This window comes from Blautia coccoides, assembly GCF_034355335.1.
Taxonomy (GTDB): Bacteria; Bacillota; Clostridia; order Lachnospirales; family Lachnospiraceae; genus Blautia; species Blautia producta.
In genome coordinates this window covers 2,720,226-2,733,757 of record NZ_CP136422.1, presented here as the reverse complement: position 1 = coordinate 2,733,757, position 13,532 = coordinate 2,720,226, and the positions used below count along the sequence as shown (strand labels likewise).

Genomic DNA, 13,532 nt, shown 5'->3' with positions numbered 1-13,532 from the left:
TCGAGCAATCTGCCAATATTAACCTTTTACACTTCCGCTCGTCATACCTTCAATAAATTTACGGCTGAAGAACAGATACAGAATAATAACCGGTGCAATGGTAATCACACTGGCCGTATAAATACGTGCCATATTGGAACCGTATTCTCCTGTAAATTTAACAAAACGTGTTGCTACAAGTTTAAGCTCTTCTGACGTGATAAATGTATTAGACCATAAGAACTCATTCCACACATTAACAAAAACTAAAATTGCAATTGTGAGAAACATGGGTTTTGCAATGGGCAGTGTCACTCTCAAAAAGCAGTTCAGTTCATTACATCCGTCAATTTTAGCGGCTTCTTCCAGTTCTCGGGGGATACCGGCCAAAAAAGTTCTAAGCAGCAGCATATTGAACGGAATCTGCATTGCAGTATATACGATCATCAGACTCCATCTGGTATCAACCAACCCCAGTTTATTCATAACAAAATAATCCGGGACAATATACAAAAATCCGGGAAGAGAAATCGCCACAAAAAAGTATGCGGTAAAAAAACCTCTCATCTTAAATTCCAGCTTACTGATGGAATATGCTCCAAGCCCAACCACCACGAGAACTACAACAATTACCACAAAGGCCGTTAACAGACTGTTGAAGTAAGCAGTTGCGTATCCTCCTATCTGCCATGTCTCCTGAAAGTTATTAAAAACCCATTCCTTCGGCAGACCCAGCGGCATTGTTTTACATTCCCGATCTGAACGGAAAGCATTTAGCAATACCTGAAATAAAGGAACTGCTGCGAACAATGCCATGATAAGTAAAAATACAAATTTGATAAAAGATGAAATCTTATATTTTGCCCCATTTTTCACTCCGCTATTCATCTTCCATCCCTCCTTTTTTACTGATGTATTTCTGAAGGAAGTACAAAATCACACATATGCCGCTCTGTATTACACAAAGAGCATTGGCATAACCTGCCCTGTATTTTACAAAGGCGTTTTTATAGATATAGGTGGACATGATTTCTGTGGCATTCGCCGGTCCGCCGTTTGTCATAATGTATACATAATCAAAGGTCAGGAATGACCACATTATTGTCATAATTAATACGAATGCGATAGTCTGCTTGATTCCCGGGATTGAAACGTGAATCAATTCCTGGAAACGATTTGCTCCGTCGACTCTTGCCGCTTCATATAAAGTAGGGTCTACCTGCTGTAATGCTCCTAAAAAGAGAACCATAATAAACCCCCACCAATGCCAGTTATCTACAAATGCCACAGAGAACAATGCAATTTTAGGATTACCAAGCCAGAGTACCTTTGACAGCTCTGTCCAGCCAGCTTTGGCAAATACCTGATTAAGTCCATAATACGGATTCATATAGGCAGTCCAGATTTTCCCCGCTACTGCCGCTGATATAACATAAGGAATAAAATAAATCGTTCTGAAAAACATCTGGGATCTACGAAGCTGACTGACTATGATTGCAACAATAAATCCCAAGATCAGTGGAACTGTAATGAAAATAAGCAGCCACTGAATATTATGTACTACGGACAGCTTTACCAAGGGATCTTTGAAAATTTCCGAAAAGTTTTTTAATCCTATAAATTTTGCGTTTCCCATTCCATTCCAGTCAAACAAAGACATCACCAGCGTACTTAATGCCGGTCCTGTAACAATGCATGCATGGATAATAAATGCGGGAAGTATAAATAGGTATGGTACCATATGTCTTTTTTTAACTGTATTCATCTCTCCACCACCTGTAAAGTCTTCTTTAAAAATACCGTACAACCAACGCCTCCATGCAGTGCATACCTCCCACGAAGATTGGTTGCACGGTATTTCTCAGTTACTTAATCACATTTATGTTCCTCTGCCATTACGGTAATACCGGAATTGTATTATCAGCAATTGCTGTATCTATATATGTCTGTGCCTGGGCCAGATAATCATCCACGGTAAGAGAACCAAGGAACAATGCATCTGTGTTCTCATTCATATAAACTCTCATATCAGATGGGTAAAATGTCCAGGAACAATAACCAATCTGTTTATTTTTCTGAGCATCCATAAGCAGTTTATACTGATCCAAAAGCTTTTCATCCATTCCTTCCAGTTTTGTAATATCAAATTCTTTCAATGGATATGGCTGATATCCAGCCTCATTGATGGACTGATAATGTCTGTCAAGTGATGTGAAAAGATAATTAAGTACCTCTGCAGCTAAATCCGGGTTTTTAGAGTTCGCATTGATAGAATATCCGCCGCCTGTGGCAAATGGGAGAATCTCACCAATTTCTTCTTTCTGTGGCATCATTTCAGAATCCCAATTACAATCCGGATATGTAGCCAAAAGCTGATTAGAGGCCCAAGTTCCATCAATCATCATAGCTGCGCGTCCTTCTGCAAAGAATGCAAGCATATCTTCATTTGTGATAGACTGAGATGCTTTGTCACCAAGCCATCCTTCCTGCCACCAGTCAACCATAGTTTGAATGGATTCTTTTATTGGCTCATCTGTATATTTTCCTGTTCCCTCCATTGCAGCTTTCACGGCTGCCGGACCACCGTAGCAGCTTGTAAAGGTTGAATACAGCCAGTCTACAGCACCCTGATAGTTGGAATTACCAAATGTGATCGGAATAATACCTTTTTCCTGTATCTTCTTCATCAATTCTACCAGTTCGTCCTCAGTTTTCGGCACTTCCCAGCCATTTTCTTTCATTACATCCATATTGTAATACATTACCATGCCTTCAAAAGAAGTTGGAAGAGAGTACAACTTTTCATTGTAAAAACAGCTGTTGTAAGCCCAGTCATAAAACATATCCTGCCAACCATACTGCTCTGCATATTTTCCTAAATCAAGTACCCTGTCAGCCTTTGCAAATTCTGCCACATCTGTTGGCCCATCCAAGTCCAGTATATCCGGTCCGCCGCCCCCTGCAACCTCCACCTGAAGGCTCTGTCTGTCGCTATACATTTTGATCTCAATGTCCACGTCCGGAAATGCCGCTTTTAAAGGTTCATCGATATATTTCTCACGTACTGCAACCTGGTTGTCATCTGCCAGGTAACAGGAAATCACCAATTTCTCTCTGTCCTTACTGTCTTTACTGTCTTTGCCTTCATCTGTCTTAGCTGTACTTTCTGTCTGCTTGTCACTATCCCCAACAGCTTTATCATCCCCCGATGAGCCACACGCTGCCATTGTTACTGCCATTGCTCCTGACAAACATAACGCCAAAAATTTTTTCGTGTTTTTCATAACATTCCTCCTAGAATACATTATATTTTCTCTATTTAAATTTTGCTTTCAGCAAAATCAGAGACCAGTATTGATTTTTATTTTGCCGAGTTCTTCCAGCTCATCCCTGCCCGGAATTGAACTCTGTGCCCCTTTTCTGGTAACCGCCAGCGAGGAGGCCAGGTTTGCAAAAACGATTGCTTCTTCAAAACCCATCTCCTCCGCCAAACCGGTGATAAATGCACCATTAAAGCAGTCTCCTGCCGCTGTTGTATCTACCGCAGTCACTTTTCTGGCAGGATATAATTTTTCTTCCTTGTCATTGACAAATAAAACACCTTTTTCCCCCAGGGTAACCAAAATATTTTTCACTCCCTTTTCAAGCAGAACATGTGCGCCGTTTCGGATGTTGTCCATAGTCATTTCCTGCTGCCCTGTCAATTTTAGTAATTCTGTCTCATTTGGTGTCAGATAATCAATCTTCTCCCAAATGTCCTCAGGCAGACTATCTGGCGCCGGTGCCGGGTTTAAGATAACCGTCTTTCCCAATTCCTTTGCTCTTCCAATTCCATAAAAAATAGTTTCATAGGGGATTTCCATCTGAAACATAACATAGTCACTTTCTGCAAACAAAACTTCATTTTGTTTTAAATACTCTACATCGCAGGCCTCATTGGCACCAGAGATAACCACTATACTGTTATCACCATCACCATTTACATAGATAACTGCTGTACCTGTAGACTTGCCTTCTATATTTCTGATATAGGATGCATTCGTTCCGCTTTTTGCCAGATTGTCTTTCAGTTTTTGTCCCAGACTGTCATCTCCAACACATCCGAGCATGGTAACCTTTCCTCCCAATTTACCTGCCGCATATGCTTGGTTTGCTCCTTTTCCCCCAGGTACATATGTAAGGTTTTTTCCAAGAACGGTCTCCCCTATCAATGGCATTCGTTTCATTTCTATGACGATGTCCATATTCAAACTTCCGATAATCAGAATCCGTTTATCCAAGCTATTACCTCCATCAAATTTATTAAGAAAATATTTTCTTAAATTGTTTTCTTATGTTTGTATTGTATAACCACTCTTTCGTGCTGTCAATAGTTTTTCTATTTTTTGTGAATTAAAACTATTTAGGAAAGCGTTTTCTTGTGCATTTTTCACATACACCAATTGTATTTTCCATTGACAAATCCCTTTCTATCCATCATAATAAAAGAAAATAATGGTAAACGAGGGTTCTCATATGACAATCAAAGAAATCGCCAGTCTGGCCGGTGTCTCTATCTCTACGGTTTCCAAAATCGTCAACAACAAAGACGAGAATATCAATCCTGAGACCCGCAGCCGGGTACTGAAAATTGTAAAAGAATATAATTATACACCATACGGCATGGTAAAAAATATATCCAGCGCCAAAAGCTTTCTTCTGGGCGTTCTCCTCCGAACTGCCTCACAGACCAATCTAATGCTGAACGGAATTCTGCAGGCCGCACAGGAGCAGGGATATAATGTGCTGCTTCTGGATAGTCTGAACAGTGCAGACACAGAGCTGAAGCATATTACTTCTCTCTGTAAAAACAACGTGGACGGTGTGATCTGGGAACCTGTAGAGGAGAACAGCTCCCAGCATGAACATTACTTTGCAGAACAAAATATCTCTGTCTGCTATATTAACGGCGCCGAAACACTGCCTGCTTACAACATTGATTTTGAAAAAATGGGATATGTGCTCACACAGAAACTGCTGGAATACAAACACACTAAGATTGCCTGTCTTATGAAAGAAAAGAGCAGACGTTCCGGCATGGTGTTTGAGGGATTTAAGAAGTGCCTGTTTGACAATCAGATCCCTTATCATGACAAGATGAAGCTTTTCATCTCTGACCCGGCCTGCTGTTCTAAAGTTCTGAGCCACGGATTTTCAGGAATCGTCAGTTCACATTTTGCCTCCTCCCTGATCCTGTATGAACAGATGAACAAGCTGCACTACTACGTGCCTTCTGACTTATCCCTGGTCAGTTTAAAGGATGATGTGCGGGAGGCCATCTCCTTCCCCCACATATCCAGTATCAAGATCCCTTACCGGGAGTTTGGATACTATGTCTGCAAAAATCTGATCCAAAAATGTGAGAAAAAGCAGACGGAAGAGCCGGAATATACCTTTGTCTCCCAGTGCGTTTTTGACAAGGAGGACAGTCTGGACATCCCCTCCTTCTTCCGTGCCAAAAAAATTGTTGTGGTCGGAAGCATCAACACAGATATCACCTTCAACGTGGACTGGCTTCCCCAGGCTGGTAAAACCACTACTATTTTAAGCTCCACCACCACACTCGGTGGCAAAGGCGCCAACCAGTCCGTAGGCGCTGCCAAGCTTGGACGCGAAGTATCCCTTATAGGAGAGATTGGCAATGACACGGATTCCACCTTCATCTTTGATATACTGGAAAAAGAACAGGTGACTACCCAGGGTGTGCACAGGGACATGAAGGCACAGACAGGAAAAGCTTATATCTATATTGAGCGCGACGGAGAGGGAACCATCACCATTATGTCCGGAGCCAACGGCAATCTCAGCCCGAATGACATACAGAAACGACAGCATCTGTTTGAAAACGCCGGTTTCTGCCTGCTCTCCACTGAAATTCCCATTCAATCAGTCCTGGAGGCAGCCAAAACCGCAAGAAAATACGGTGCCAAAAACATCGTCAAACCCGCAGCTCTGAAATCCATACCCGAGCAGCTTTTACAGAACACAGATATCTTTATACCTAACCGAAAGGAAGCTGCCGCTTTGTGTCCCCAGTACGGTACTGTGGAAGAACAGGCCGACTACTTTTTCCGGAAAGGGATAAAGGCTGTTATCATTACCCTGGGGCATGAGGGCTGTTATCTGAAAACTGCAGACAGCGCAAAATATTTTTCAGCGGCGGATTTCATCTCCATAGACACTACCGGCGGCGCGGATGCTTTTATCTCAGCACTGGCCTCTTTTCTGATCGAGGGCTATTCTCTGGAAAAATCCATCCGGATCGCCACCTATGCAGCAGGCTTCTGTGTTTCCAGACAGGGAGTTGTCCCTGCTCTGGTAGATCACAACACTTTAGAGACTCATATCAAAAAGCTGGAGCCGGAGCTTCTAAAGTAACAGTATCCTTCAGCAGATAGAAAGGAAAAGTTGACTTTTCCGTCATTTCTGGTAAACTAAACAAATACGGTAACTTCCGCAAACAGGAGATGACACATGAAGATTCGACAAAAGAAATGGTTGTACGCCGCGGTTTTTATGACTTCTGCTCTGCTGCTCACAGGATGCGTCAGCAAAGAGGAGCGCGCAGTAAAGCAGACAGTTTCAGCGGAACTTGACCAGCTAAAAAACCCTGATAAAAAGACCATTGAAAAATACCTGTCCATCCGTGAGCTTTTCCCTGACAAGGGTACATCTGAAAAGGACAATGGAGAGGGCAGCGTAGATCCTGACATTGCCCAAATCTTTACACGGTATTTTAAGGATTTTTCTTACACCGTAGATAATGTCAAAATCAAGGACACAAAAGCCAGCGCCACTGTCACGGTTACCAATCTGGATGCTCATGCCCTTGCTGAGGATTACACAGCCGCCGCTCTGAAAAAACGGATCACCTGTGACGCCAATCCCAGTCAGGTAGAATTTTCGCTGAAGGACTCTTACCTGCTCCTTGGAGAGACACTGAAAAAAAATAAGTATAAACTGGTGGATACCACCTTTGACCTGAAACTAAAGCAAAAAGACGACACCTGGACGCTCGTCCGCAGTGAAGACCTGGACAATCAAATAACCGGTGGTTTTCTCACTTATATGGCAGATTCTGATCTGCTGCCGCCCCAGGAAGTAGTCAAAATACATTTTAATACCATCAAAGAATTTGATACGGAACAGCTCAACATCTATCTGTCTCTGGACAGCCTTCTGGATACAGATGATACTTACAGCAGCTCTATTGCACACGCAATGGCGGAACAGATCCATGCCTGCTTTGATTTTAAGATCCTGGATTCCAAAAATAATGAACGCAATGCTCTGGTGAAGGTTCAGATAACCAGCAGTGATTTTAAAAGCATTGTGTCATCCTACCAGGAACAGCTATCCGGGTGGCTGCAGACTTCCCAGGCCATGGCAGGCGGCGCAGAAGGACGCCGCGAGAAAGAACGGCAGCTTCTCCTGGAAAGCATAGAAAAGAACAATGCCTCCACCACCCGAGAGGTGGACATCGCCCTTGTAAATGACGGAACAAGCTGGAAAATGCAGATGGATGAAAATGTTGCATTGGCCATACTGGGAGGTGTGGACAGCGCTCTGGCGGATGTGTCAGAAGATGTAGAATAGAAAACAGATGCCCGGTCTTTGTTTTACCAAAGATCGGGCATTTTTCATATGAAAATCAGGATGAAATTTTTATTCATTTGTTGGCAGCAAGACAACAGCCAGCTCTTTTACTGCTCATCCTCCTGCACCTTCAGTGCAATTCCCAGTTCATCCAGTTGTTTTTCATCAACCTGGTTGGGTGCTTCTGACATCAGACAGGAAGCGTCCTTCACCTTCGGGAACGCGATCACCTCGCGGATGGATTCCTCTTTTGCCATGAGCATGACCATACGGTCCAGACCGTAAGCCAGTCCTGCATGGGGCGGAACTCCGTATTTAAAGGCATCCAGAAGGAAACCAAACTGCTTGTACGCCTGTTCTTTTTCAAATCCCAGAGCCTCAAACATTTTTTCCTGTACATCGTTCTGATGGATCCTCACACTGCCGCCTCCGATCTCGTTGCCGTTGAGTACAATATCATAGGCTTTGGCGCGGACTGCACCCGGATCTGTATCCAAAAGAGGAATGTCCTCCTCAAAAGGCATGGTAAACGGATGGTGCATAGCTGTGAAACGTTCCTCTTCCTCTGACCACTCCAGAAGCGGGAACTCTGTGATCCATACAAAACGATACTCATCTTTGTCGAACAGCTCCATCTGGCGTGCCAGTTCAAGACGCAAAGCTCCCAGTACATCCCATACAAGCTTGGTCTTGTCAGCCGCAAAGAGAAGCAGGTCACCGGCTTCACCCTGCATAGCTTCTATGAGAGCCTTCATTTCCTCCTCCTGCATAAATTTTGCAAAGGAAGATTTTACACTGCCGTCCTCTTGGATGGCAATATATGCCAGGCCTTTAGCGCCGTAACCCTTGGCGAACTCCACCAGCTTATCAATTTTCTTTCTCGGCATACTGCCCTGTCCCTTGGCATTGATACCACGGACACTGCCTCCTGCCTCCAAAGCATTCTTAAACACTGCAAATTCACAGCCTTTTACCACTTCTGACACATCGGTAAGCTCCATGCCGAAACGCAGATCCGGTTTGTCGGAACCAAAACGGTTCATGGCCTCAGTCCAAGTCATTCTCTGGATCGGAAGCTGCACTTCCACACCCAGAACCTCTTTAAACAGAAATGCCAGCATACGCTCATTTACATCAATGACATCATCTACATCCACAAAGGAAAGCTCCATATCGATCTGGGTGAACTCCGGCTGACGGTCCGCACGCAGATCCTCATCGCGGAAACATTTTGCGATCTGGAAATATCTGTCATACCCGGAACACATAAGAAGCTGTTTAAATATCTGCGGTGACTGGGGCAGCGCATAAAAACTTCCGGGATGTACACGGCTGGGAACCAGATAATCTCTTGCCCCCTCCGGGGTACTCTTGTTCAAGATTGGTGTCTCAATCTCCAAAAAGCCTTCATTTGCCAGGAACTGGCGGACCAGTACAGCCACCTGGGAGCGAAGGATCAGGTTCCTCTGCAGGTCCGGTCTCCTCAGATCCAGATAACGGTATTTTAAGCGCACTTCCTCTCTCGTCTTGCTGTTCTCCTCAATGGGGAAGGGAGGTGTCTCAGACTCAGAAAGGATACGCAGAGCATTGGCGCGCACTTCTATCTCACCTGTTTTAAGATTTTCGTTCACCGCACCGGAACGTGCCTCCACGCGGCCTGTCACAGCGATAACAAATTCACTTCTCAGTCTTCCGGCCTTCTCAAAGCCTTCCTCGTCGATATCGCCGTTTTCAAAGATGATCTGCATGATACCGGAACGGTCACGCAAATCCACGAAGACAATACCGCCTTTGTTGCGGCTCTTCTGCACCCAGCCCATAAGGGTTACCGTGCTTCCGATCTCTGCTTTTGTCACTTCCGTACATCTATGGGTTCTCTTTAACCCGTTCATTGATTCTGCCATTGTGTCAGTTCTCCTTCACTTCCTAGTTGTATACCTCTTCGATGATTTCATATCCCTCTGCCATGAGCTGTTCTTTCTGGAATTTTTTGTTCTTCTTCATGTATACAATATTTACATTCTTACCGGATTTTCTCTCTTCTCCGGCTTTCTTCACAATCTCGATCAGCTTTTCAGAACTCAGCTTCTTATCCAGCAGATATGCTTTCTTATCCATGCTGCCCGGAACCTGGAATCCTCTCTCCATGAGCAGCATTACAATACGCTCAAAACCAATAGAAAATCCGGTTGCCGGAGTCGGGGTTCCTGTAAATTTGCCGATCATTTCATCATAACGTCCGCCGCCGCCTACGCTGCCGGCAAAGCCGTCGATGCAGATCTCAAAAATCGGTCCTGTGTAATAGGACATACCGCGCACCAGTGTGGGGTCGAATACGATCCTGAAGTTGGCTGTCTTAGCCTCTGTCACGCTCTCAATAATAGTGGACATATTGTCTGCCACATCCGGATCCAGGAAGCCTTCCAGCTTCTCTTTACAGTAATTCACACCGTCAATGCCTTCTCCAATGGCATCAAATAAAGCAATATATTTGTCAATGCCCTCTTTGGGGAATCCTGATTCCTCCAGTTCCGCAGCCACACCTTCCTTGCCGATCTTGTCCATTTTATCCAGGATGATGAATACCTGGTCATAAGACTCTTCCGGGAATCCGCTGTAAGCAGCCATGGCTTTTAAGAAACGGCGGTCATTGATACGGATCGCAAAGCTCTCAAATTCCAGCTTGCCAACCAGTGTGGAGGTTGCCAGGATAACATCTATCTCCGCCAGGTTAGTAGGGTCTCCTAAAATATCAATATCACACTGCATAAACTGACGGAAACGTCCTCTCTGCGGTCTATCTGCACGGAATACATTGCCCATCTGCAGAGCCTTGAAAGGAGACGGAAGTTCATTGGCATTGTTGGAGTAAAAACGGCTGAGGGGAACCGTCAGATCATAGCGCAGGCCGCTGTCAACCAGATCATTCTCCTCTTTTGCCTCATCGAGCCTCAGCTTTTCCCCTCTTTTCAGAATACGGAAAATCAGTTTTTCATTGTCACCGCCCTGCTTGCTGGTCAGGTTCTCAATATGCTCCACACAGGGAGTTTCCATGGATGTAAATCCAAACTCTTTGTAGGTCTCCTTGATGAGTCCAATGACATAATCACGGATCTCCATCTCTCTCGGCAGAATATCTTTCATTCCTGTAACTGGTTTTTTCTTTAACTGCATAATTTTCTCTCCTCTTCTCTAATCATTTCGTAACTGTTTGGTTCCTTCACAGTTCGTCCTCTTCATGTATTGCTCTTTGAAACGCAAGAAATACCTGCATATCAAAATTCTTGACTTCATCGATCACCATCTTTACAGCAGTCTCGCCGGAAAACGCGTCACGGTAAGCTCTTTTGGAGGTGAGCGCTGCATATACATCACAGATCCTCAGGATCCTGGCTCCTAAGGGAATCTTTTCCCCTGCCAGGTTCTCCGGATACCCGCTTCCATCGTAATTTTCATGATGATAGTAGATGCTCTCCAGAACAAACGCAGAATATCCCCTGTCCTTCAGGCTCTCATATCCCAGTTCCGGGTGGCGCCTTACATACCTCATCTCCTCCACCACCATGGGATTCTCCTCCCCGGCAATGTAGTTGTAAAGCCGCAGCTTCCCTATATCGTGCAGCACTCCGGCTACTGCCAGTTCATGACAGGTTTCCCCGGAAAGCCCCATCTGTTTTCCCACACGGAAGGCCAGGTTGCTCACCTGGATACCATGCTCAATTTCTTTTTCCAGATTGAAGCTAATCAGATGCTTCTGTGTGTTTGCCATTTCCGCAGTCCCCGCTCTTTATATTCAGATACGTTTCCAGCCCAATCCGTTTTCTGTCCATCATTTCATCTGTTCTGGTGATATAATTTGTCACATCTTTTACATTTTCAGCGCGCTCTATACGCTCGCCGTTTTGAAATACAAACTTGGTGGAGGCTCCAGCCCCTGCTGCCAAGATGGACTGCTTCTCTTCCATGATCAGAATATTATAGATGCCTGCTTTGCCCGGCTTTGCGTATCCCACATTCTCCAGGTTGCCTGACATATTCTTCTGTCTGTACAGATAATATGGTCCCATACCGCTCTGCCGTGCATACTCCATACACATATCCATGATTTCCTGATTGTTTTCAAAGGTCATCTCTTCGTACTGTTCCTTGAACAGATGAAGCCTGGTCGCTCTTTTTACTGCCAGTGAATGTACGGTCAGGCTGTCCGGGTCCAGAGCCTTTATCTCCTCCAGAGTGTGCTTTACATCCTGCGCACATTCCCCGGGCAGACCCACGATGAGATCCATGTTGATATTGTCAAAGCCGCATTCCCTTGCCAGGAAAAAAGCGCGCTTTGTGTCTTCCACCGTATGTTTCCGACCGATCAGATCCAGTGTCTTCTGGTTCATGGTCTGAGGGTTCACGGAGATCCTTGTCACCGGATGCCTTTTGATGGCCATGAGCTTCTCTCTTGTGATACTGTCCGGTCTTCCGGCTTCTACGGTGTATTCCTTCACCTGCTCCACGGGAAAGCACGCTTCAATATGGGTCAGCAGTCTGTCTAACTGCTCCGGCTCCAATGTGGTGGGTGTTCCTCCGCCGATGTATATGGTGTCAAGGGTACGCACTTTCATGGTCTCTCCAATGTAAGTCAGTTCCCTGCAGAGCGCGTCCAGGTATTCATCTACTTTGTCTCTCCATCTCGCTAAAGGAGATGAGCTGAAAGAACAATACAGACAGATACTGGGGCAGAAGGGAATTCCCACATACAGGCTGTAACCATTCTGATAATCGATATCTTTTAACAGATCCCGTTCCCGGTTGGCTATGGTGACCGCCAGCGCAGTCTTTGCATTGCTGGTATAATAGGTACGGCGCATATAGTCCGCGGCCTCCGCATTGCTCATCCCTGACTCAATCAGCCCCATGGCGATCTTGGTAGGGCGTATGCCCGTCAGATTCCCCCAGGGAAGGGTAATGCCTGTCTCCTGCACAAGGCCTCTGTAAAGGATCTGTTTCAGTATGTTTTTTCTCTCTTTTCTTTCCTGCCCTTTTTCAAAGCGGGCCGCTTCTCCGAATATAATTTCTCCATCCCTCTCCAAAGAGAGGTGGGTCTTATCCTCCCCGTAGGTGATTCTCACCAACAGGTCATATCCCTTCTTCTCCTCAACGTCTTCCTCATAGAAATTCTCCACTTCTTCCTGAGGATAGAAAGCCTTGACAAGGGTGTAGGCATCATATTCAAACTCTCTTTTATTAAATGAAATGCCAATCATATAGACTCCTCTTTCCTGGATTTTTTATAGATAGGGATTATATGATCGCTCATGATGGATGCTGGTCTCCTCCCCGTGTCCGGGGTAAATCTTCACATCCTCAGGTAAATGGTTAATGATCTTATCCAGGCTCTCCTGCATTTTTGCAAAATTGCCTCCGGGCAGATCACATCTGCCGCAGTTTTCACAGAAAATGGTGTCCCCGCTCATGAGTACACCTTCGTCCTCAATATAATAACAGCAGGAGCCTTCCGTGTGTCCCGGAGTCAGGTACATTTTGATCTGAAATCCTGCCAGTTCAAAAATCTCTCCATCCTCCAGCAGACAGTCCGCTTTCACCGTATAATCAAGCCCTTCCCAGGACGCAGACAGGTTCATCTGCGGGTCCGTGAGCATATCCTCCTCCGCTTTCGCCGCATAGACAGGCACCTGCCACTTCTCCTTTAGTTCACCCACTGCCATAATATGGTCATAATGTCCGTGTGTCAGAAGTATCCCTGCCGGTTTTCCCTCGATTCTCTCAACAGTGCGGCAGATACGCTCCGCCTCAGCCGCGGGGTCGACCACCAGGATCTCCCCGCTCTGTGTATTTTTAAGGAAATAGCAGTTGGTCATGACCGGACCAACCACGATCCCTCTCAGATTCAGATTCTTCATATATAT

Annotated in this window: 11 protein-coding genes; 2 read left to right on the top strand and 9 right to left on the bottom strand. The window is 45.2% G+C overall.

The window, feature by feature from the left end; genetic code table 11:
* Positions 1–18 precede the first annotated feature (18 nt).
* From BLCOC_RS12110 to rbsK, 4 genes are all read right to left on the bottom strand, one after another.
* Positions 19–867: a carbohydrate ABC transporter permease gene (locus tag BLCOC_RS12110; protein WP_115622312.1), complete on the bottom strand. Its 849-nt coding sequence runs from the start codon at positions 865–867 to the stop codon at positions 19–21.
* On the bottom strand, positions 860–1,744 hold the full coding sequence (locus tag BLCOC_RS12105; protein WP_131918349.1) for a carbohydrate ABC transporter permease: 885 nt from the start codon (positions 1,742–1,744) through the stop codon (positions 860–862). The genes BLCOC_RS12110 and BLCOC_RS12105 overlap by 8 nt, the downstream gene beginning before the upstream one ends.
* Before the next feature lie 130 nt (positions 1,745–1,874).
* The gene (locus tag BLCOC_RS12100; RefSeq protein WP_165907254.1) at positions 1,875–3,263 is read right to left on the bottom strand and encodes an ABC transporter substrate-binding protein; all 1,389 of its coding nucleotides are present in this window, start codon (positions 3,261–3,263) and stop codon (positions 1,875–1,877) included.
* A gap of 57 nt (positions 3,264–3,320) precedes the next feature.
* Positions 3,321–4,259 (bottom strand): ribokinase, encoded by a 939-nt coding sequence (rbsK, locus tag BLCOC_RS12095; protein WP_165907255.1) that lies wholly within the window; start codon positions 4,257–4,259, stop codon positions 3,321–3,323.
* Between the two features lie 235 nt (positions 4,260–4,494).
* On the opposite strand from rbsK, the gene BLCOC_RS12090 reads away from it, so the two are divergent.
* Together BLCOC_RS12090 and BLCOC_RS12085 are read left to right on the top strand one after the other, a co-directional pair.
* Positions 4,495–6,396 carry a PfkB family carbohydrate kinase gene (locus tag BLCOC_RS12090; protein ID WP_115622309.1) on the top strand — a complete coding sequence of 634 codons (1,902 nt, stop codon included), beginning with the start codon at positions 4,495–4,497 and terminating at the stop codon, positions 6,394–6,396.
* 96 nt (positions 6,397–6,492) lie between these two features.
* A complete protein-coding gene (locus BLCOC_RS12085; RefSeq protein WP_115622308.1) occupies positions 6,493–7,614 on the top strand; it encodes a hypothetical protein in 1,122 nt (373 codons plus the stop codon).
* Positions 7,615–7,721: 107 nt separating this feature from the next.
* Here the strand turns inward: BLCOC_RS12085 and aspS are convergent, their stop codons facing one another.
* From aspS to BLCOC_RS12060, 5 genes are read right to left on the bottom strand one after another with little or no spacing between them, the layout of a single operon-like run.
* On the bottom strand, positions 7,722–9,518 hold the full coding sequence (gene aspS / locus BLCOC_RS12080; protein WP_018594945.1) for an aspartate--tRNA ligase: 1,797 nt from the start codon (positions 9,516–9,518) through the stop codon (positions 7,722–7,724).
* Positions 9,519–9,540: 22 nt separating this feature from the next.
* Positions 9,541–10,788 (bottom strand): histidine--tRNA ligase, encoded by a 1,248-nt coding sequence (gene hisS / locus BLCOC_RS12075; protein ID WP_029469395.1) that lies wholly within the window; start codon positions 10,786–10,788, stop codon positions 9,541–9,543.
* Positions 10,789–10,834: 46 nt separating this feature from the next.
* On the bottom strand, positions 10,835–11,383 hold the full coding sequence (locus BLCOC_RS12070; RefSeq protein WP_029469396.1) for an HD-GYP domain-containing protein: 549 nt from the start codon (positions 11,381–11,383) through the stop codon (positions 10,835–10,837).
* Entirely contained in the window at positions 11,355–12,869 is a 1,515-nt protein-coding gene (gene hemZ, locus BLCOC_RS12065; RefSeq protein ID WP_115622307.1) for a coproporphyrinogen dehydrogenase HemZ, read from the bottom strand. The genes BLCOC_RS12070 and hemZ overlap by 29 nt, the downstream gene beginning before the upstream one ends.
* 24 nt (positions 12,870–12,893) lie before the next feature.
* Positions 12,894–13,526, bottom strand: coding sequence for an MBL fold metallo-hydrolase (locus tag BLCOC_RS12060; protein WP_029469398.1), 633 nt, complete (start codon positions 13,524–13,526; stop codon positions 12,894–12,896).
* Between the last annotated feature and the right edge of the window lie 6 nt (positions 13,527–13,532).